The following is a 20,735-nucleotide window of genomic DNA, read 5'->3' on the forward strand; positions in this document are numbered from 1 at the left end:
GCCCTCCCCGGATCAGGAACGCGGCTTACGGCGCTCCAGTCGCTTGACGCCTTCGCGTTCACGGCGCGGACCGCGGCTGAACGGGCGCTGCTGCGGCGGCCCCTGATCCAGTTGCAGCTGGATGAGCACACCACTGATCCTCGTGCGCCGCAACGCCTCCAGCGTTTCCTCCGGCAGCTGCGCGGGCAGCTCCACCAAGCTGTGGTCGGGACGGATGCTGATGTGCCCGAAGTCGCTGCGGCGCAGGCCGCCTTCGTTGGCGATGGCGCCGACGATCGCGCCCGGCACCACGCGATGCCGCTTACCGACGCTGATCCGGTAGGTCGCCAGCTCGGTTCCGGTCGCCCGGTGGTGCGTGCCGCCGGCCTGGCGCTCCTCCTCGAACCGCCGTGGGGGACGTTCGCGCGGCGCGCGGTCGCGCTGCGGGCGCTCGACCGGCTCCGGCTCGGGTTCCATGAAGAAGTTGTCGCCGTCGTAGGAGCCGATGGCCAGCGCCGCGGCGATGTCGGCCAGCGGGATGTTGTGCTCGCGCTCGTAGTCCTCGATCAGCTTGCGGAACAGCGCGAGATTGGACGAGGCGAGGTTCTCGGTGATGGTGTCGCCGAACTTGGTGACGCGCTGGGCGTTGACGTCCTCCACGCTGGGCAGCTGCATCTCGGTCAGCGGGTGCCGGGTGGCCCGCTCGATCGACTTGAGCAGGTGTCGCTCGCGCGGCGCGACGAACAACAGCGCCTCGCCGCTGCGCCCGGCCCGGCCGGTGCGGCCGATCCGGTGCACGTAGGACTCGGTGTCGTGCGGGATGTCGTAGTTGACCACGTGCGAGATGCGGTCCACGTCCAGCCCGCGTGCGGCGACGTCGGTGGCTACCAGGATATCGAGCGCACCGGACTTCAGCTGCCCGATGGTGCGCTCGCGCTGGTTCTGCGCGATATCGCCGTTGATCGCGGCGGCGGAGAATCCCCTGGCGCGCAGCTTCTCGGCGAGCTCCTCGGTGGCCTGCTTGGTACGGACGAAGATGATCATCGCCTCGAACGACTCCACCTCGAGCACCCGGGTGAGCGCGTCCAGCTTGCGCTGGTGGGAGACCTGCACCCAGCGCTGGGTGATGTTGGTGGCCGTCGAGGTCTTCGCCTTGACCGTGATCTCGACCGGATCGTGCAGGTACTGCTTGGAAATCTTGCGGATCGCGGCGGGCATGGTCGCGGAGAACAGCGCCACCTGCTTGTCGGTGGGCGTATCGGCGAGGATGCGCTCGACGTCTTCCTGGAAGCCCATCTTCAGCATCTCGTCGGCTTCGTCGAGCACCAGGTACTGCAGCTGCGACAGGTCGAGCGTGCCCTTCTCCAGGTGGTCGATCACCCGGCCCGGCGTGCCGACCACGACGTGCGCGCCGCGGCGCAAGCCCGACAACTGCACGCCGTAGCTCTGCCCGCCGTAGATGGGCAGTACGTGCAGGCCGGGGATGTGCGCGGCGTAGCGGCCGAACGCCTCGGCGACCTGGATCGCGAGTTCCCGAGTCGGCGCGAGCACGAGGGCGCGCGGGCTGCGGCCCGTGGGCTGCAACCCCATAAGGATCGGGATGGCGAACGCGGCGGTCTTGCCGGTCCCGGTCTGCGCGAGACCGACGACGTCGGCGCCGGAGAGCAACGGCGGAATCGTCGCGGCCTGGATCGGCGAGGGCGATTCGTATCCGACATCGGCGATGGCCGCCAGGATGCGGTCATCGATCCCCAGATCGGCGAAAGACGGGCCGTCAATGTCCCTGTCGTTGTCGCCAGGAACGCTGTCGACCTGATTGGTGCTCATTGACCAGGAGTTTACTGCCTCGTGCTGGCCGTCCCGGTCACCGCCCCAATACGGTGAGACCTATGCAACTGGACAACGCGCCCGCGCATCGAGACGCGACGCCGAATCGGCTGGACGTGGCGGTCGTCCAGTTCGCCCCCTCCACCGACCCATCGGCCAACGTCGCCGCGGTCGCGCGACACGTGCGCACGGCCCGCGAGCGCGGCGCGCGCGTGGTCGTCGCGCCGGAATACTCGATGTTCGCCGTGACCCGCCTCGACGAGCGGGTCGTCGCCGTCGCCGAACCGTTGACCGGCCCATTCGTCACCGGTCTCGCCGATATCGCGCGCGAGTCCGAGGTGTTCCTGGTCGCCGGAATGGTGGAGCAGGTCGCGCCGGGCAGCGACCGCATCCGCAACACGCTGGTAGTGCTCGGCCCCGACGGCTCCCTCGTCACCCGCTATCGGAAGGTGCACCTCTACGACGCGTTCGGCCACCTCGAATCCGACGTGGTCGAGCCGGGCGCGATCGAGGCTCCGGCCACCTTCACGGTCGCCGATGTGACATTCGGCATGCAGACCTGCTTCGATCTGCGCTTCCCGGAAGGCGCGCGCCGGGTCGCCGCGGCGGGCGCGCAGGTGCTGCTGTTGCCCGCCCAGTGGATTCCGGGACCGGCCAAGGTCGATCAGTGGACCACGCTGCTGCGGGCGCGCGCCATCGAGAACACCGTGTACGTCGCGGCCGCCGATCAGGCCGCGCCGCGGGGCGCGGGAGCGTCGATGATCGTGGATCCGACCGGCTCGGTGCTCGCCGAACTCGGCGACGAGCCGGGCGTGCTGACCGCCGGAATCGACCTGGCGTACCTGAACGAGGTGCGCACGAACAACCCGAGCCTCGCGTTGCGTCGATTCGCGATCACCGAGCGCGGACCGGAGTAGCGTTCGGAATCGATGGTCTACACCGATCGGACCTCGGCCGGTCACGCGCTGGGTGCGCATCTGGAACACCTACGCGCGTCGAACCCGCTGGTGCTCGGTCTACCGCGCGGCGGAGTGCCGGTGGCCGCTGCGGTGCGCGAGGTGATCGGCGGCGACCTCGACATCCTGCTGGTCCGCAAGCTGGGTGTGCCGTGGCAGCCGGAGCTGGCGATGGGCGCCGTCGGGGAGGACGGGGTGCGGGTCCTGAATCCGGACGTGTTGGCGCACACCGGGTTGTCGCCGAAGCGGGTGGACTCGATCGAGGCGCGGGAGCGCACCGAGCTGGAGCGGCGCAGGCAGGTGCTGCGCGGCGCGGTGCGCCCGATCCCGCTGGCGGGGCGCACGGTGGTGATCGTCGACGACGGCATGGCGACCGGCGCCACCGTCGTGGTCGCCTGCCGGGTCGCGCGGCTGCACGAGCCTGCACTTGTCGTGGCCGCGGTCCCGGTCTCCTCCACGGAGGCGATGCGCCGGGTCGCCGACGAGGCCGACGAGGTGGTCTGCCCGTGGGTGCCGCGCTCGCTGGGCGGCGTCGGCGGCGCCTACCGTGATTTCCACCAGTTGGAGGACGCCGAGGTCACCGCGCTGCTGTGCTGACGGCGGTCAGATCTCGGTGATGCCCTTGCGGTGGCGCTGTGCCAGTTCGGCGTAGAAGCCCGGGTTGAGCCGCACCCACATCTGCGCCTGGGTGCCCTCGATCGGGCGTTTCACCTCGGCGGGGGCTCCGGCCGCGAGCACGCCGTCGGGGATCTCGGCGCCCGGCGGGACCAGCGAGTGGGCGGCGATCATGCTGCCCGCCCCGATCTTGGCCAGGTCCAGCACCGTGGTCCCGTTGCCGACGATGGCCTCCGCGCCCACCGCGGCCCCGTGGAACACCACGCTGTGCGCGATCGTCGCGCCGGGACCGATCTCCATCGGCACGTCCGGCGGCACGTGCAGCACCGCGTTGTCCTGGATGTTGGCGCGTTCCCGGATGACGATCGGCGCCAGGTCCGCGCGCAGCACCGCGCCGTACCAGATCGAGGCACCCGCCTCGACCCGGACGTCACCTATCAGGGTCGCCGTCGGTGCGACGAACGCCGTCGGATCGACCTGCGGCCGTTTGCCTTCGAATTCGTAGAGTGGCATTCGTACACCGTATCGGTGGTGCGCAGGCCTCACACCCGCGGTGACCCGCCGTGCCGTTCAATGCCCGGCGTAGGCCGTCGACGTGCGGGCGGCCGCGGTGACGAGCGGGCGCAGGTGGGCGGCGAGGCTTTCCGCGGTCACCGCGACGACGTCGACGTCGGTGCCGGTTCGTATCGCGTAGCGGCCATCGGCGATGACGTCGATCCAGCACAGCACGCCGAACGGACGCAGCTCGCCCTCGCCGCGGCGGGCGGAGACCACCATCTGGCCGATGCCTTCACGCGGTTGCTTGAGCAGTTTGCGAATCCGGGCCGGAGTGGACGGCCCGGCGACCGGAACGGTGACCAGGTTGCGGCTGTCCTCGCCGACCTGGGCCAGGGGAGCGGTCAGCCGCGGGAGAGCGCCCGGGCTGTTCTCCGGAAGCATCGAGACGATCCGTGCGCAAAGGCTTTTGGAGCTGCCTGCGAACAATCGCACGTCGCCGCCGCGGTCGATCGTCGCGCCGGAGCGTTGCGCCGCGACCACCGCGATGTTCCCGGCGGCGGCTCCGAGGATGCGGATCGGGCGTGCCACCTCGCTCTGCGCCGCAGGGAGGACGAGCGGCCGGCCGTTCCCGCGCGGTGCCGGGTCGGGCGCCGCGTCGCGCTGACCGAACACCTCGATCCGCAGGTCCGGCTGCGCGAGAACGCGTAGCGCCGCTTCCAGGTCCGCGTCCAGTACCTGATCGCACCAGCGATCGAGCGCCGGAAGTTGCGCGGCGCGTTCGCCGGTGTCGCGCGCCGACAGGCGCACGGCGAGTGGATATGGGATGCGATCACCGTCGGTGCGTGACCAGGCCAGCGCGAACTGGTCCGGGGTCAGCGTCCAGTTCACTCGTACTCGGTCCACTCACCGAGCACGGGTGGCGTGGTCGGATCGAGTGACCCGATGAGTTCGCCGCCGTCGTCGGAGGGCTCGAGGAAGGTGAGATCGTCGAGGTCGTATTCGTCGTCCTCGTCATCGATCGGCGCCGTGCGTGCGGTCGCCGCGCCCGCGGCCACGCTCGAACCGGCGCGCGGGGTGTCGACGGCGGCCAGCGCACCGCCCATCAGACCGCCCATCGCGCCGGCGCCGAGACCGGTGACCGCCGCGTCGCCGCTGTCGTCGTTCTTGCGCCGCTCGTCGCGCTTGCGCTGTTCCTCGGGCGGAACCTGGCCGCCCACGCCGGGCACCGTCGGCACGATCGTCGGCTGGCCGGCCGACGCGGACGTGGTGGTCGGCCCCGACGCGCTCGCGGACGGCGCGGTGCGCAGAACGGAGGCGGCCGCCACCGTCGGAAGCGGGGCCGCGGCGGGTGCGACCCCGGGCGCGGTGGACGCCGGTATTTCGCCCGGGACCGTGGCGCCCGCGGGTGTGACAGCGGCGGCGGAGGTCTCGGGGCTGTCCGTGGTGGGTGTCTGATCGGCGGGCGCAGCGCTGACGTGCTGCTCCGCCGCCCCGCTCGGCTCCTGCGGGTGCGTGCCGAGCGGCATCGGCGGTGCGTCCGGAGTGGTTCCGGTGATCTTGCTCGTGGGTGTGGCGGTGGGCGCTGTGGCTGCCTGCTGGTCCGTCTCGTCGGGGAACGCGGGCACGTCGGTGCCGGTCTGGACGAACACGCCCGCGTAGATGTCGTTCATCGCGCGCACGACGTCCTGGCGTGCGTGCTCGCTGGCCTTCTGCCCCTCGACATTGCTCGTCGCGCGGGACGGATCCAGCAGCGCTCCCGCCAGATCCGGTGCGTCCGCCGAAGGCTCGGACACTGCGGCCCGCAGCGCTTCCGCCGCGTCGCTCGCCTGCCCGAGGCGCTGGGAGACCACCGCGAACACGTCGGCGAGGTCTTGACCGCTCTGCTCGAACACGCGCACCACCGCGTCCGCGTTCTTCGCCGCGGAGCCGCGCCAGCCGTCGGCGATGGCCGCGCGAATGCCGGTGTGCGCTTGGAATATGGCGTCGGCGAGGTGCGCCGCGGCATCGCTCCAGGCCTGCTTGCCGCCCGCGAGCACCGCCGGATCCAGCAGCTGTACCTTGGCGTGGATCTCCGTGTGTGTGAGGTTGTCGAACATCTCGACGTTCGGCGCGTAAGCGGGGTCGGTGCGCCGGTGGGTGGCCCGCTCGCCGGCGCGCGGCATCTCACGCATGCGCGGCTCCCGTCACGTCGATCCGTTCGACCGCCAGCGCGAGCGCCTGGTCGGCCTGCTGGTAGGCGGCGGCCGCGGCGCGGAAGGTCTGGGCGAGTTCCCGTGCCGCGGTGGCGTATTCGCTCAGCCGCGCGATCGCGCCGTCGGCCTTGCGTTCGAAACCGGCGCGCAGTGCGTCGCCGGAGGCGAATCCGCCGAAGCCGGGCAGCGAGGTGGCGGCGCTCAGGACGCGGATCTGCTCCTCGACCCGATCGGCGAGCAGCTCGTACTGGCGGGCGCATCGTTCGTGCGCGCCGTCGGCGACCAGCAGGCCGTCGATCCACAGTGAGCCGTCGTCGACCGCTCGGTTCAGCGCGGCGATATCGACATCGGGTGCGGTGACCTCCGCGGGTGGCTCTCCGCCGAACCCGTTCTCCTGCGATGGCATATGCGCCGTCCCCCTTCCTCGTCCGAAGAGCGGTTCACGGATGTCGTGCCAACCCCACGACGACACCCTGCATCCAATCCGCGATGTCGGCAGTGACCCGCGCGTGCACCGGCTCGTGCAGCAGGTCGTGCCCTGCGTCGGTGTACTGCCGTAAATCTACCGATTCGTGGCGGCTAGTCCAGACCCTGATCGCATCGATCGGCGCGCGCCGGTCGTCTACGCCGTGCACGGCCAGCACCGGAAGTTCGCGCGGCAGCGGCGTTCCCGGCGCGCCGGGCGCACCGCCGCCCAGCGCGCGCGGCGGGACGCCCGACAGCACCAGGCCCGCCAGCGTGTGCACGGGCAAGGCGGGCCGCAGCGGGTAGTCGCGCTCCAGAACCATCGAATCCGAGGTGGCAACGGACGAATCCGGCACCGCAGCGCCGAGTATGCCCAGCGCGGTGACCGCGCCGAGTGAGTGGCCCATCAGGATCAGCGGTAGGCCGGTACCGGCCAACTCGACCAGCCGCACCGCGTCCGCCACCAGCTCGGCCAGGGTGCCGGGCCGGTGCGGATCGCCCTCGCTCAACCCGTGCCCGGAGGTGTCCAAGGCCCACACCTCCGCCCCCGCGGGTTTCAACGCGCGGGCGAACCGGTGGTAGTGGCTGCTGTGCTGACCGGTTCCGGGCAGCAGAACCACGGTGTACAGGGGACTTTCGATCGGCCACCGCCGATAGTGCATCCGGCCGCGCCTGCCGTCGAAAAATGGCATGCACCGATAGTGCCAAAGATCGCCTCCCGAATGGGACCGCACGATTTCGTGTCGAGAACAGTTAAGATGCGCGGCGACCACCCAGACCGAGCCCGAGGTGCCCGCGTTGCGAAGACTCCGCCGTCGAGGCGCCTTTCTCTTGTCCGCCGCGGCGCTGGCCCTCACCGGCGCACTCGCGCCGGTCGCAGCCGCCACGCCGCCGATCGCCGCCTGCGACCCCGCCTCGGCGGTCACGGCGGTTCCGGCGCAGGCGCCCGTGCTCGACTGGTCGGAGAACCTCGGGTACGACGCCCAGGGCAACCTGTGGGTCTCCCGGCTCTACCGCAACGAGGTCCAGCGCTACGACGCCTCGGGCGCGCTGACCGCCACCGTCGCGGTGGAGTTCCCCGGCGCGGTCCGGCTCGGTCCCGACGGACTGCTGTACGTCGTCTACGGCGACGCGCCGGTCAGTGTCGTCCGTCCCGGCGGCGTGATCCGGTTCGATCCGGCGGCGGCCGTGCCGAAGCCGGAGGTCTTCGTCTCCGGCTTCACGATGCCCAACGGCGCGGCGTTCGACCCGAGCGGCAACCTGCACGTCGCGACCTTGTCCGGCGTGGTGAAGGTCCGTCCCGACGCGTCCATCGATGCCGCGTGGGGAGCGCCGCTGGCCGGACTGGCCGCCAACGGCGCGGCGGTGCACGACGGCACGCTCTTCGTCACCGCCAACGGTGGCCCGCTCGGCCGCATCGTGCGCATCCCGCTCACCGCGCCCGCGTCCCGCAGCACCGTCGCCGACCTGTCCTCGCGGCTGCCCGGTCTGCCGGATTTCGCCGACGACCTCCTGATCGACCCGGCCGGAATCCTCTACGTCACCACCCTTACCGGCCAATTGGTCCGCGTGGACCCCACCACCGGCGCCGCTTGCTCGGTCCTGAGCACTCAACCCCTGACCGCCGTCGCCGCCGTCCCCGGCCATTCGGACCAACTGATCGCCACGACCGAATCCGGCGCTCTCCTGCGAATCGACCTTTCCCGCTGACCTGTCCCGTACCCACTGCGCGGTGGTGCTCCCGCATAAGTGGTCAGGTGGGAGCTCCCCAGGTCAGGTGACTGCCCGAAATATTCTGAGCGCGGCTTCGACTCAGGTGCCGGTGTTGTCGCCGGGGTCCGTGGGGATCGCACGCTCGGCGCGGCGGGCGATGGCGCGCACGTGGTCGATCAGTTCCGGCGGCTCGTGAACCCGGAATTCCGCTCCCAGCCCGAGGAGCCGGTGCGCCAGCCATTCCGGCGCGTCGTCCCGTAGGACATCGATCCGGCACGTGCTCGCATCGATCGCGACGACCTCGTCCGGGCCGTCACCGAGGCGTCCCGCGACCCGGTCGGCCGGAGCGTGGATGGTCACGCGAAGCCGGAGGGCCGGTGTGCCCCAGTCGGTGCGGCGGCCGGTCACGTAGGCGGCGGCGTCTGCGGCGGGCAGGGGGCGCGGGGTGAATCTGGCGGCGGTGGGCTGCGGGCTGTCGATCCGGTCGACGCGGTAGACGCGCCAGCCGGCGCGGTCGAGGTCGTAGCCGACCAGATACCAGCGCCGCCGGGCGGGAACCAGGCCCACCGGCTCGGTATTGCGCCTCGTCTCCGTGCCGGCCTCGTCGCGGTAGACGAATCGCACACGCTCGCGGTTGGTGACGGTCGCCGCGAGCGTGGCGAGCATTTCGGGGTCGACGGCGGGTCCGTCGCCGGTGAGCGGGGTGAGCGCGGCGCCGAGTACCCGTACCCGGCGCCGCAATTTCGCGGGCAGCACCTGCTCCACCTTGGACAGCGCCCGGACCGAAGCCTCTTCGATCCCGGCCACCGCCGAGCCGGCGGCGGCGCGCAACCCGACCGCGATGGCGACGGCCTCGTCGTCCTCCACCAGCAGCGGCGGCATCGCCGCGCCCGCCACCAAGCGGTACCCGCCCGTCGCCCCGAGCGTCGCGGTCACCGGATAGCCGAGTGCGCGTAACCGGTCGATGTCGCGGCGCACCGTGCGGTCGGTGACGCCGAGGCGTTCGGCCAATTCGCTGCCCGGCCATTCCCTTGGGGTCTGCAGCAGCGACAGCAGACGAAGCAGTCGCGCGGGAGTGTCGTTCACGCTGTCCAGAGTCGCAGACATCTAGGACCTAGTCCGTCCTAGATGACTCTTACCGTCGTTGTCGTACCGCAGGACCGACCGGCAAGGAGCCGAAGCCATGACCGACAGCTCGACCGAAATCCGCCCGTTCCGCATCGAGATCCCGCAGGCCGATCTGGCCGATCTGCACGACCGGCTCGCCCGCGCCCGCTGGTCTGCCCAGCTGCCCGGCGCGGGCTGGGATCGCGGCGTGCCGGTCGACTACCTGCGCGAGCTGGCCGAGTACTGGCGGACCGGATTCGACTGGCGTGCCCAGGAAGCGAAGCTCAACGCGTTCCCGCAGTTCAAGACGCGTATCGACGGCCTCGACGTGCACTTCCTGCATGTGCGTTCGCCGGAGCCGGACGCGACGCCGCTGCTGCTCACCCACGGCTGGCCGAACTCGTTCGTCGAATTCACCGAGACCATCGGCCCGCTGGCCGACCCCCGCGCGCACGGACTCGATCCGGCGCAGGCCTTCCACGTGGTTGTGCCCTCGATTCCGGGGTTCGCGTTCTCCGAAGGGCCGCGTGAGCCCGGCATGACGCCGGGAAAGGTGGCCCGGATGTGGCTGACGCTGATGGACCGGCTCGGCTATCACCGCTTCGGCGCGCAGGGCGGCGACCTCGGCGCCTATGTGGCGCCCGAACTCGCCATCGCCGCGCCGGACCGGGTGATCGGGGTGCACCTCGACGGCGGGATCGGGCTGCCGAGCGAGGCGGATGTGCCCACCATGACGCCGGACGAACGCGCCGAGTGGGACCTCATGCAGCAGTGGATGAGCGGCGGGGTGGACCACCACGTCCTGCTGCGCGACGCCCCGCAGACCTTCGCCCACGCCTGGACCGACTCACCCGTGGGTCTGCTCGCCTGGATGATGCAGAAGTTCACCGAGTTCGCTCCGCTCGCCGACCGCGTCGAGGACGTGATCAGCCGCGACCATCTGCTGACCAACATCAGCCTGTACTGGTTCACCGACACCGTGGCCGAGTCGTCCTGGCCGATGTACAACGGCCTCGGTGACGGTGGATTCGCCTGGCCGAAGGGGCAGAAACTGGTGCCGACCGGCACCTACGGCGGCGGCTCCGCGCTGATGCGGCGCCTGGCCGAACGGGACAACACCATCGTGCACTGGCCGGAGGGCAACACCGGCAACCACTTCGTCGCCATGGAATGCCCGGAGGCGCACGTCGCGGACATCCGCGCGTTCTTCGCCGGGCTGCGGTAAGGGGCGCGCTCCTGCGGCTCGGCGCGCCCGTCGCACGCAGTCACGGCGTTGCGGGAAGGCCTGTGCAGGGACCGGTATCCGGGCGTGGTCTCCGCGGCACACCAGCCGCTACCCACTGTCCGGACCGGCTCGAACTGCTCGAGGCCGGTCGGGCGCCGCGCAAGTGTGCGCGGCGACTCTCAAGGGGTCGGTTCCCCGCCGGAGCCACTCGGGGCCGGCGCCGGTGCAGGCGCGGCGGGCGGCGGGACCGGGTGGTCCGGGACGGTGAACAGGCCGACGGTGGGAGTCATCACACAGTGTGCGAACGGGTAGTCGATGATGCCCCACATGGAGGCGAGCACCGTGCCGGGTCCGCTCGCGACCGTCTTGGACAGCGACGGCAGGCGGTACTCGGTGACATCGTCGAGCGGGTCGATGCCGCTGGCTCCGGTGTTGACGTTCACCCACGCGACGACGAGCCCGGAGGCCAGCGGCGCACCGGAGTGCGAGGGGGTCGCGCTGAACCGCAGCTCACCGGGCCCGACGTTCAAGTCGCGGCCGTTGCCCGTCCCGTCGGTGGTCGCGGCCGCGATGATCGTGGTGATCGGCCCGTTGCTGCCGCAGCCGAAGGTGGGCGCGGCGTAGGAGAACGGGGTGAACACGCTGGAGACCTCACGCAGGTGCGCGGCGTCGATCAAGCCGGCGTATCGCGTGAGCGCGGCCACGCCCTCCTGTGCGGTCGGGTCGGCGCCGGCGATTTCGGTCAGATGAGCCAGGCCGGAGTCCACCGGCGCTTGGGCCTGCTCGGCGGTGGCCGGTGCGGAGAAGGTCAGGGCCGCGCCGATGCCGAGGGATGCCGCGGCGGCCGCGGCGCGTGCGATGGTCCTGCCGTTCACTCGTTCTCCTCGATACCGAACCTGGTGGGGCCCCGACCCACGTGCAGCAACGTACCAGCTCGCCGCTACCGCCGTCCCGGGGAGCGGCGCCCTTTTCGGCGTCGCGAACGGCATCGGCCGCCTGTCCGTTGTGATCCAGTCGACAATGGAGGATTACCGAGGGGTAGGTTTGACTCGGAAGTTACGAGACACGCAGGGAGATGCGTATGAAACTATCCTTGTCCCCCGACGACGTCGCCTTCCGCGACGAACTGCGCACGTTCTATCGGACCGAGATCCCGGCCGACATCCGTGAGCGGGTCCGGGACGGCCGTGAGCTGTCCCGCGACGACATCGTCACCGCGCACAAGATCCTCAACGACCACGGTCTCGCGGTGCCGAACTGGCCCGTGGCGTGGGGCGGCAAGGACTGGACGCCGATGCAGCGCCACATATGGCAGGACGAGATGCAGCTCGCGTCGGTGCCCGAGCCGCTGACGTTCAACGCGCAGATGGTCGGCCCGGTGATCGCCCACTTCGGCTCGCAGGAGCTCAAGGAGCGTTTCCTGCCGCCCACCGCGGCGCTGGACATCTGGTGGTGCCAGGGCTTCTCCGAGCCGGACGCGGGCTCCGACCTGGCCTCGCTGCGCACCACCGCTGTTCGCGACGGTGATTCCTACATCGTCAACGGCCAGAAGATCTGGACCACGCTGGCCCAGTACGCGGACTGGATCTTCTGCCTGGTGCGCACCGACCCCAGCGCGCCGAAGAAGCAGGCGGGCATCTCGTTCCTGCTGTTCGACGTCAAGTCGCCCGGTGTCACCATCCGCCCGATCAAGCTGATCGATGGCGGGTACGAGGTGAACGAGGTCTTCTTCGAGAACGTCCGGGTTCCCGCCGATCAGCTGGTCGGCGAGGAGAACATGGGCTGGACCTACGCGAAGTTCCTGCTCGGCAACGAGCGCACCGGCATCACCGGCGTCGGCCGCACCAAGGTCAAGATCGGCGTGGCGAAGCAGTACGCGGCGCAGATCAAGTCGGGCGACGGCACTCTGCTGGAGGACCCGGTGTTCGCGGCGCGGGTCGCGGAACTGGAGAACGAGCTGCTCGCGCTGGAGCTCACTCAGCTGCGGGTGGTCTCCAACTCCGCGGACGGCAAACCGAATCCGGCCTCCTCGGTGCTGAAACTGCGCGGTTCCGAGCTCCAGCAGGCAGCCACCGAGCTGCTGCTGGACATCGCGGGGCCGGATGCCATCCCGGTGGGCTCCGGCGACATCGCCTCGCCCGGCTGGGCGCAGCGAAGCGGCCCCGCCTACCTGAACTACCGCAAGACAACCATCTACGGAGGCTCCAGCGAGGTGCAGCGCACCATCATCGCCTCCACGATCCTCGGATTGTGAGGCGCCACCATGGATTTCGATCTCACCGATGAACAGGTCATGCTCCGCGACACGGTCCGTGACCTGCTCACCCGCAACTACGACGCCGAATCGCGGCTGAAGGTCGTCGACTCCGAACTGGGTTGGAGTCGCGACGTATGGCGTCAGCTCGCCGACCTGGGCGTGCTCGGCCTGAGTTTCGCCGAGGAGGACGGCGGGGTCGGCGCCGGTCCGGTGGAGACCATGGTCGTGCTCGAGGAGGTGGGCCGCAGGCTCGCGCCGGAACCGGTCCTGGACGCGGTGCTGGTGCCCGGCGGGCTGGTCGCCGCGGCGGGCAGCGCCGAACAGCGGCAGCGGATCCTTCCCGAGGTCGCCTCGGGCACGAAGCTGCTCGCCTTCGCCCATGCCGAGCCGGGAGTGCGCTGGCCGTCGACCGAGCAGGCCACCACCGCTTCGGTGCAGGGTGATTCGTACACGCTGACCGGTGTGAAGAACCCTGTCCCGCACGGCGACAGCGCCGAGGAGTTGGTGGTCAGCGCCGCGCTGCCGGACGGCGGTGTGGGGCTGTTCCTGGTCGCGCCGGACGCGCCGGGTGTGGTGCGCAAGCCCTACCGCACGGTGGACGGTCAGCGCGGCGCGCAGCTGGAACTGACCGACGCGCCCGCCGAGCGGCTCGGCGAGGCCGAAGCCTCCGAGACGATCGCGTCGGTGCTCACGTACGCGCAGGCGAGCCTGTGCGCGGAGTCGATCGGCGCGATGGAAGAGGCGTTGCGGCTGACCGCCGATTACCTCAAGCAGCGCAAGCAGTTCGGCGTCACCCTGTCGAAGTTCCAGACGCTCACGCAGCGGGCGGCCGACATGTACGTCTCGCTGGAGCTGGCGCGCAGCATGAGCTTGTACGCCACGGCGTCGCTGGCGGACGGGGCCGACAACCCGGTGATCGCCTCACGCGCACGGCTGCAAGTGGGCCGCGCGGCTCGGCACATCGGGCAGGAGGCCATCCAGATGCACGGTGGCATCGGCGTCACCGCGGAGTACCCGGTCGGCCACTATGTTGCCCGGCTGACCGCGATCGAGCGCACCCTCGGTAGCGGACTCGAGCACCTGCGGGTGCTCAGCTCCCGGGTCGGCGAATACGAGCTGCCCGAACTGTAAGGGGTGCGGCGGTGGTGCGCGCGTTGCGCACCACCGCCTGTCACTCGTCTTCCTCGTCGGGGTTCGTCCGCAATTGCGGGGGCGCCTCTTCCGACGAATCGTTCGTGGGCGTCCGCGCGGCGGACGGTGGCCTCGGTTCCTCGGGCGGAGCGGCCTGCGAAGTGTCCTCGTGTGGGTTTCGCGGGGAGGGCTCGGCGGAGGTGCTGCTCATGAAACCCGCGAACGGGGTCGGCCGCTGCTGATTGGCGGGGGCTACCCGCCAGGTGGGCGAGGGCGGGATGACGACCTTGGGTGTCGTCGGGCCGGTAGTGCTTTCGCGGACCACGGGTTCGGCGTACTCGCCCGCCTTCAGCGGCGGTGGCGGCACGTAGGTGTCCTGTCTGCCGACGCCGCAGGCGCCGATCAGAATCAGCCCGATGGAAACCGCTCCGGCGGCGATTACCGGACCGGCGATCTTGGTCCTGCTGCTCTCCATCGGTGACGCTCCTCGTGTGTCTCGAGTGGACTCACCTTACTCGAGGCAGCTCGGCCGAGCGAGGCGAGTGGTCGCTGGGTATACGCCGGGACGGCGCATATAAAACGGTCCTCATTCAGATATCGAATTGGTCTCTTCGGCGTGTCGCGGGCACGTGTCGCTATCTTCCGGCGTCCCGGAGTCGTAGCGTGTGTGAGCAAAGTTACGCGTGAGACGCCGGTTTCAGGATGAGAGACACGTTGTGTGAGAACGTGATAGTGGTTCTCTGACCGGCGTCATCGAGGAGTAGATGATGGGAGCTTACTCGACAGCGGCGCAGCGTGGTTCATCCCACGCCGCAGAGGATGTGGTGTCGGCAACGGCGCAGCATCCCGCGTCGAACCAGCAGGCACGCACGCTGTCCACGATTCTGTCGCGGACGCTCGCCTGGTTGATCTTCATCGGCGGACTCGTCGGGGCGGTGCTCGGCATCGCCGGGCTGCACGTCGAAATCACTGTCGCCGGGCTCATTCTGGCGTGCACCGCGGGACTGGTCCTGCTCAAACTCCGCGCCGGAGGCAGCGAAGCGGACTGAGAAACCGGCCGGTCGCACTGGTGGCCGGTACGGTGCCTGGCGCGAGAAACGCGGACGCGCAACACTTCAGGCGCCTACCGTGATCCGCATGAGGATCGAGATCACCACCGACGCCGCCGAGTTCCGCTCGGTCGCGGGGTCGTTTCTGCTCCGCGATCCGCTGCGGCACACCGTGATCACCACGAGTGTCGCCAACCACGTCACGGGCATCGACGCCCCCTCCGAGGCATCGCGCTTCGTCTCGGTCCACGGCGAGGATGGCTCGGTCGTCGGCGCCGCCATGCGCGTGGCCGGCCGTGACGTGTATCTCGGCGCGCTACCGCCCGACGGAATTCCCGCGGTGGCTCGTGCGCTGGCCGACGTGGTGCCCCAGAGCGCGGGCGTCGAGGGCATCATCGAGGACGCGACCGCTTTCGCCCAGCACTGGTCCGGACTGCGGGGTAAAGGCTTCCACCGGTCGTACGTCACCCGGCTGCACCGGCTCGGCGCGCTGCGGATCCCGGACGTGGCCGGAGCGCCCCGCCGAGCCGGGGATTCCGATGTCGCGCTGTGCCGAGACTGGTCGATGGCCATGAACCAGGAGTCCGGGACGCAGTCCGGGCTGGACGAAGCCGCTATCCGGCGCCGCGTGGAAACGGGCCGCTGGTGGTTGTGGGAACGAGATGGGGAACCGGTGAGCCTTGCCGCCCATCAGATTCCGATCCAGGGTTGGTCACGGATCGGGCCCGTCTACACCCCGCCGGACGCGCGCGGGCACGGTTACGCCAGTGCGGTCACCGCGCACGTCGCCAAGCTGCTGCGAGCCCAGAGCCTGGATGTCTGTCTGTTCGCCGACATCGCCAACGCCACGGCCAACCGGATCTACCGGTCGATGGGCTTTCATCCCACCCATGAGTTCGCCCACTACGTCTTCGACTAGCCCTCGGCCCGGACGGCCCCGCGGGGCCGCGGTGAACCGCGCGAACACCGGCGCGAGGCTCGGCGGGCGGGAACTCGATTCAGCGGCGCGGATTTCCACCAGTCCATGAACTCGGCGTGGGTGGCGATGAATCCGGTGCTGTACATCAGCATGGCCGCGCGGCCCGGGTCCGAGGAGAACGCGGTCACCATCCGCGGCCGGAGATTTCGGCTGTCGCGCAAGGTGTAGTTCGTATAGCTGTGGCCGCTGTCGTTGGTAGCGGTCGCGCGATCGTTGGCAGGCAAGGCATCGAGAACCGCCTGAGCGTCGGCGGGGGAGCCGTAGAGGTAGAAGTCGAAGGACGCCTTGTTCTGCCCGCCGAAGCAGCTCCACATCGCCACCCACGCGCCGAAGCCGGGGTCCTCGTGGTCGCTCGTCGCCGGGGAATCCGGTGCGTGGGCGAAACAGCCCGCTTTGTGGTATCCGGTTCCGGAGTGCACCAGGCGCTGGGCGGAGGTCTCCGGCAGCATGTCCGGGAACGCGGCGCTCAGCTCGGCCGCGCGGGCGCCTATCGTGGCTCGATCCGTGGTGGCGGAGACGGTCGTCGGCGGATGCCTGGTAACCGATGGCGCGGTGGCGGCGGTGTGCTGCGGGCGCTCGGTCGTCGTCGGTCCGGCGGAGCTGGGGGAGCTGACGCTGCTGAAGACGACCGCGACGATGACGACGGTCAGGCCGAGCACGAACAGCAAACCGAGCCAGCCGCCCACCGAAGCGTGCCAGCGGGAACGCCGTGCCGGGCCGAGATAGGCGCGTGCGGGACGTTGCGGGATCTCCGCGTCGGTCCGCGGCGGCGGCCGGTTCGGCAGGGGCGGCGGCGGCGGCCACGGCGCCGCGGTTGCGGTCAGGGCCTGCCACGCGGCGACGGCGAACTCGGTGCAGGAGTCGAAGCGACCTGCCGCGTGTTTGGCCATCGCTTTGGCCAGCACGGCGTCCAGCGCCGGCGGCAACCCGTGCCGCGACCTGCTGACCGGTGGCGGCGGTGCGCTGAGGTGGCCTTGGATCACCGCCACCGGATTGGTGGCGTCGAACGGCACGGTGCCGGTCAGTAACCGGAACAGCGTGCAGGCCAGCGAATACTGGTCGGCGCGGTGATCCAGCGGCGCGCCGGACAGCTGCTCCGGCGCGGCGTAGGCCAGTGTGGCGGTGAAAGTCCCGGTCTGGGTGAGCCGTCCGGTGTCGTCCCGGAATCGGGCGATGCCGAAGTCGCCGAGAAAGACGCGCTCCTCACCGCCCTCGCCGCGCTCGAGCAGAATGTTCGCCGGTTTCACGTCGCGGTGCAGCACGCCGCGGCTGTGCGCGAAGTCCAGCGCCTTGGCGGTTTCCGCGATGATCTGTACCGCCCGCAGCGGCGACAGCGTCCATGCGTCCAGCGCCGCGGCGTCGGTGCCGTCGATGTAGCGCATGGAGATCCACAGCCGATCGCCTTCGACGCCTCGGTCGAACACCGGGACGATGTTCGGGTGGTCCAGCCGCGCGACGAGATCGGCTTCCCGCTCGAAGCGGGTACGGATCTCCGTGTCGTCGAACAGCTCCGGGTTCAACAGCTTCATCGCTGTCAACCGGGGCAACCGCGGATGCCGCGCCAGGTACACCGATCCCATCCCGCCGCGGCCGAGCAGGCGTTCGATGGTGTATCCCGCGAAGACCTCACCGGTACGCAGCACGGGTCAGTTCAGCGGAGCCGAGCGCCACCAGCGCAGCAGCTCGTCGATGGTGGTGTGGCTGAAGCCGTCGGTGTACATCAGGTATTGGGTCCGATCCGGATCACCGGTGAACGCGGTGACCATCTTGGCGCCGTCGTCCACGTACTTGTAGTTGGTGTAGGACTTTCCGCCGTTGGTGTCCGTCGACTTGGTGGCCGAGGAGGGCAGGCCCTTCAGCACCGCCTGCACGTCGGCCGGGGTCTTGTAGGCGTAGATGCGGTAGTACGGATCCTCGTTGTTGCCACCCTTGAAGCAGCGCCACTGCGCGGCCCAGTCGCCGAAATCCGGCTCGCCCTTGGACGGCGACGGTGGCGAACTCGATGAGGCCAGCCAGCATTCGGCGCCGTTGTACCCGACATCCTCGGTCTTGGAGGCGGGCACCATCCGCGGGAACTCCGCGCTGACCGACTCCGGGGTCGCCTCGACCAGGTTCGGCTTCACCGCCGAGGTGGTCGTGGCGCCCGCGTTGTTCGACCCCGAATCCGAGGTCGCGCCGATGATGCCGAGCACAACCAGGATCAGCACGACGACGCCCACCGCCGAACCGACGATCAGGCCGGTGTTCTTCTTGGGCGGTGATCCGGCCGAGGGATAGGTGTGCGCACCGTGCGGCGGCGCCGGCGGGGCGCCGAAGGCGGAGAACCCGGATTGCTGGTGGGTGTAGGGGTTGGTGGCCGTCGGGTGCGGCCCGGAGTTCACCACCGGAGTGGGCGGTGCGGGCGCGGCCGACGCGGCGAGCGAGGTGGGCCCGCTGGTATGCGGAGCGTGCGTCTGGTGCCCCGGGCCGCTGACGTAGTGGCCCACCGGATACGGCGACCCGGTAGTCGGGATCTGCGGCCCTGTGGTCGGGCGCGGCCCGGTGGTCGGGTGCGGTGGACCGGTGACCGGGCGGGGACCGCCCACCACCGGCATCGATGGCGCGCTCGACCCGGTCAGCGCCTGCTTGGCTGCCGCGGCGAACTCCGCGCAACTGCCGTACCGGTCGTCGGGCCGCTTGGCCATCGCCTTGGCCAGGACGCCGTCCAGGGCGAACGGCAGTCCCGGCCGGACACTGCTCAGCGCGGGCGGCGCTCCTTGCAGATGTCCTTGGATGACCGCGGCGGGGTTCGTCGCGGAGAAAGGGCCCGTGCCGGTGAACAACCAGAACAGCGAGCAGGCCAGCGAGTACTGGTCGGAGCGGTGATCGAGTGAGACGCCGGTGAGCTGTTCGGGCGAGGCGTAGGCCAACGTCGCGGTGAAGGTGCCGGTCTGCGTGAGGTGACCGGTGTCGTCGCGCAGCCGGGCGATGCCGAAGTCGGTGAGGTAGACCCGCTCACCACGACCCGCGCTGGAGCGGGCCAGCAGGATGTTGGCGGGTTTCACGTCACGGTGCAGCACCCCGCTGCCGTGCGCGTAGTCCAGCGCGTCGGCGGTCTCCTTGATGATCTGCACCGCGCGTTCGGGCGGCAGCGATCTCGGTTCCACCGAGGCGGCGTCGATGCCGTCGATGTACTGCATCGAAATCCACAGCTGCTCGTCCTCGAGGCCGCGGTCGTAAACCGTGACGATGTTGGGGTGATCGAGCTGGGCGACCAGATCCGCCTCCCGTTCGAACCGCGCCCGCACCTCCTTGTCGAAGAACATCTCCCGATTCAGCAGCTTCAGCGCGGTCATCCGCGGCAGCCGCGGATGTTTCGCCAGATATACCGAACCCATGCCACCGCGCCCGAGTTGCCGCTCGATGACATAGCCGGCGAAAACGTCACCGCTGGCCAGCATGACTGCTCCACTTCCCGCCGCGCGCCGGGACCCACCGGCGAACAGGCGTACAGCATAAGAACGCGCGGTCCGGGATGGGCCCGACCACGGAAAACATCGAAACCATAGCAGTAGTCGCGCCCCCGCCTATCGGTCGTCGAGTGTGGTGACGCGCGGGCGATCGACGGAAACCGGCCCGCCCGGCGGGGGCCGGGGGTCCGGCGGTTGCTGGTGTGGCCGCACCGCCGATCCCGGGCGTATGGGCAGATTCGGCAACTCGATGAGGCCGGGATGAACGGGGCGGCGCGGCGGCGGAAAGCTCGGGCGCGGGGTAGGCGGCGGAGGTGGTTGGGGCCTCGCACGGGGCTGCGCGGGCGGCGTCCGGTGCATCGGCGCGGGCGGGTGCCCTTCGGGGTGGATGCCGTGCAGCGGTGTCGCCCGGTGCCCGCCGGGATATCCGTGAAGGGCATGCTTGGCCGCGGCGGCGAACTCGGCGCAACTGGTGAAGCGATCCGCGGGCCGCTTGGCCATGGCACGTGCCAGCACCGGATCCAGCGCGGGCGGCAGGCCCGGACGCATCCGGCTCAGCATCGGGATCGGCGCGTGCAGATGGTTGTCGACCACGGCCGCCGGATTGGTGCCCGGATACGGCGGCGCGCCGGTGAGCAACCAGAACAGCGTGCACGCCAGCGAGTACTGATCGGCGCGGTCGTCCAGCGGCTGACCGATCAGTTGCTCCGGCGCGCCGAAGGCGAGGGTCGCGGTGATCGTGCCCGCCGAGCTGATCGTGGTCTCCGCGCCGCGGATACCGGCGATACCGAAATCGGTGAGCAGCACCCGCTCCGGCTGCCCGATCGGCGCCTTGGCCAGCAGGATGTTGGCCGGTTTCACGTCGCGGTGCAGCACCTGGTTGGCGTGCGCGTGATCGAGCGCCGCGGCGGTGTCGGCCACGATCTGCACCGCGCGTCCGGGAGCGAGCACGTCGACGTCCGCGCAGGAGGCGTCCGAGCCGGGCACGTACTGCATGGAGATCCACAGCTGCCGGTCCTCCGCGCCGCGATCGAACACCGTGACGATGTTCGGGTGGTCGAGCCGCGCGACCAGATCGGCCTCGCGCTCGAATCGGCGGCGGCTGCCGGCGTCGGCGTACAGATCCCGTTGGAGCAGCTTCAGCGCCGTCATGCGGGGCAGCCGAGGATGCCGGGCCAGGTACACGGTGCCCATACCGCCATGGCCGAGGACGCGTTTGATGACGTAGCCCGCGAACACATCGCCGGTCTGCAACACCGTTACACCCCCTTGTCGAGTGAATCGCGCGGACAC

19 protein-coding genes and 1 pseudogene are annotated in these 20,735 nt (G+C 70.2%); 8 read left to right on the forward strand and 12 right to left on the reverse strand.

The annotated features are described in order from the left end of the window. Positions 1-12 precede the first annotated feature (12 nt). On the reverse strand, positions 13-1,806 hold the full coding sequence (locus tag K8O92_14535) for a DEAD/DEAH box helicase (GenBank protein ID UAK34933.1): 1,794 nt from the start codon (positions 1,804-1,806) through the stop codon (positions 13-15). Positions 1,807-1,868: 62 nt separating this feature from the next. Between K8O92_14535 and K8O92_14540 the strand changes: the two genes are divergently transcribed. Next, the gene (locus tag K8O92_14540) at positions 1,869-2,723 is read left to right on the forward strand and encodes a carbon-nitrogen hydrolase family protein (GenBank protein ID UAK34934.1); all 855 of its coding nucleotides are present in this window, start codon (positions 1,869-1,871) and stop codon (positions 2,721-2,723) included. Positions 2,724-2,735: 12 nt separating this feature from the next. After that, positions 2,736-3,359: a phosphoribosyltransferase gene (locus K8O92_14545; GenBank protein UAK34935.1), complete on the forward strand. Its 624-nt coding sequence runs from the start codon at positions 2,736-2,738 to the stop codon at positions 3,357-3,359. Positions 3,360-3,365: 6 nt separating this feature from the next. On the opposite strand, the gene K8O92_14550 is transcribed toward K8O92_14545, so the two are convergent. The 5 genes from K8O92_14550 to K8O92_14570 all read right to left on the reverse strand — a co-directional run bounded on the left by K8O92_14550 (position 3,366) and on the right by K8O92_14570 (position 7,224). Continuing rightward, on the reverse strand, positions 3,366-3,890 hold the full coding sequence (locus K8O92_14550; protein UAK34936.1) for a gamma carbonic anhydrase family protein: 525 nt from the start codon (positions 3,888-3,890) through the stop codon (positions 3,366-3,368). Positions 3,891-3,947: 57 nt separating this feature from the next. Further along, on the reverse strand, positions 3,948-4,763 hold the full coding sequence (locus K8O92_14555) for an ESX secretion-associated protein EspG (GenBank protein UAK34937.1): 816 nt from the start codon (positions 4,761-4,763) through the stop codon (positions 3,948-3,950). Next, positions 4,760-6,046 carry a hypothetical protein gene (locus K8O92_14560; protein ID UAK34938.1) on the reverse strand — a complete coding sequence of 429 codons (1,287 nt, stop codon included), beginning with the start codon at positions 6,044-6,046 and terminating at the stop codon, positions 4,760-4,762. The genes K8O92_14555 and K8O92_14560 overlap by 4 nt, the downstream gene beginning before the upstream one ends. After that, entirely contained in the window at positions 6,039-6,407 is a 369-nt protein-coding gene (locus K8O92_14565) for a hypothetical protein (GenBank protein UAK35703.1), read from the reverse strand. The genes K8O92_14560 and K8O92_14565 overlap by 8 nt, the downstream gene beginning before the upstream one ends. A gap of 100 nt (positions 6,408-6,507) precedes the next feature. Beyond that, complete coding sequence (locus K8O92_14570; protein ID UAK34939.1) at positions 6,508-7,224, reverse strand: alpha/beta hydrolase; 717 nt, start codon at positions 7,222-7,224, stop codon at positions 6,508-6,510. Between the two features lie 106 nt (positions 7,225-7,330). Here K8O92_14570 and K8O92_14575 point away from each other — a divergent pair, with 106 nt between their 5' ends. Then, entirely contained in the window at positions 7,331-8,242 is a 912-nt protein-coding gene (locus tag K8O92_14575; GenBank protein UAK34940.1) for a hypothetical protein, read from the forward strand. Positions 8,243-8,344: 102 nt separating this feature from the next. On the opposite strand, the gene K8O92_14580 is transcribed toward K8O92_14575, so the two are convergent. Beyond that, positions 8,345-9,331 carry a YafY family transcriptional regulator gene (locus K8O92_14580; protein ID UAK34941.1) on the reverse strand — a complete coding sequence of 329 codons (987 nt, stop codon included), beginning with the start codon at positions 9,329-9,331 and terminating at the stop codon, positions 8,345-8,347. A gap of 97 nt (positions 9,332-9,428) precedes the next feature. Here K8O92_14580 and K8O92_14585 point away from each other — a divergent pair, with 97 nt between their 5' ends. Further along, positions 9,429-10,577, forward strand: a complete 1,149-nt coding sequence (locus tag K8O92_14585) for an epoxide hydrolase 1 (GenBank protein UAK34942.1) — start codon at positions 9,429-9,431, stop codon at positions 10,575-10,577. A 179-nt stretch (positions 10,578-10,756) separates the two neighbouring features. Here K8O92_14585 and K8O92_14590 read toward each other — a convergent pair whose 3' ends face one another. Next, positions 10,757-11,452 carry a hypothetical protein gene (locus K8O92_14590; protein ID UAK34943.1) on the reverse strand — a complete coding sequence of 232 codons (696 nt, stop codon included), beginning with the start codon at positions 11,450-11,452 and terminating at the stop codon, positions 10,757-10,759. Positions 11,453-11,658: 206 nt separating this feature from the next. Here K8O92_14590 and K8O92_14595 point away from each other — a divergent pair, with 206 nt between their 5' ends. After that, entirely contained in the window at positions 11,659-12,831 is a 1,173-nt protein-coding gene (locus tag K8O92_14595; protein ID UAK34944.1) for an acyl-CoA dehydrogenase family protein, read from the forward strand. Between the two features lie 9 nt (positions 12,832-12,840). Further along, positions 12,841-13,965, forward strand: a complete 1,125-nt coding sequence (locus K8O92_14600) for an acyl-CoA dehydrogenase family protein (protein UAK34945.1) — start codon at positions 12,841-12,843, stop codon at positions 13,963-13,965. A 40-nt stretch (positions 13,966-14,005) separates the two neighbouring features. Here the strand turns inward: K8O92_14600 and K8O92_14605 are convergent, their stop codons facing one another. Then, positions 14,006-14,440, reverse strand: a complete 435-nt coding sequence (locus tag K8O92_14605; protein UAK34946.1) for a hypothetical protein — start codon at positions 14,438-14,440, stop codon at positions 14,006-14,008. 289 nt (positions 14,441-14,729) lie between these two features. Between K8O92_14605 and K8O92_14610 the strand changes: the two genes are divergently transcribed. Together K8O92_14610 and K8O92_14615 are read left to right on the forward strand one after the other, a co-directional pair. Then, positions 14,730-15,014: a hypothetical protein gene (locus K8O92_14610; GenBank protein ID UAK36119.1), complete on the forward strand. Its 285-nt coding sequence runs from the start codon at positions 14,730-14,732 to the stop codon at positions 15,012-15,014. Positions 15,015-15,102: 88 nt separating this feature from the next. Further along, complete coding sequence (locus K8O92_14615; protein ID UAK34947.1) at positions 15,103-15,933, forward strand: GNAT family N-acetyltransferase; 831 nt, start codon at positions 15,103-15,105, stop codon at positions 15,931-15,933. Here K8O92_14615 and K8O92_14620 read toward each other — a convergent pair. The 3 genes and pseudogenes from K8O92_14620 to K8O92_14630 form a co-directional block, all read right to left on the reverse strand. Then, on the reverse strand, positions 15,930-17,636 hold the full coding sequence (locus tag K8O92_14620) for a serine/threonine protein kinase (protein UAK34948.1): 1,707 nt from the start codon (positions 17,634-17,636) through the stop codon (positions 15,930-15,932). The two genes, K8O92_14615 and K8O92_14620, sit on opposite strands and share 4 nt — an antisense overlap. A 3-nt stretch (positions 17,637-17,639) precedes the next feature. Continuing rightward, the gene (locus K8O92_14625; protein UAK34949.1) at positions 17,640-19,433 is read right to left on the reverse strand and encodes a serine/threonine protein kinase; all 1,794 of its coding nucleotides are present in this window, start codon (positions 19,431-19,433) and stop codon (positions 17,640-17,642) included. 441 nt (positions 19,434-19,874) lie between these two features. Beyond that, a pseudogene (locus K8O92_14630) lies at positions 19,875-20,699 on the reverse strand (serine/threonine protein kinase). Positions 20,700-20,735: the final 36 nt, after the last annotated feature.

Source organism: Nocardia asteroides, from assembly GCA_019930625.1.
Lineage (GTDB): Bacteria > Actinomycetota > Actinomycetes > Mycobacteriales > Mycobacteriaceae > Nocardia > Nocardia sputi.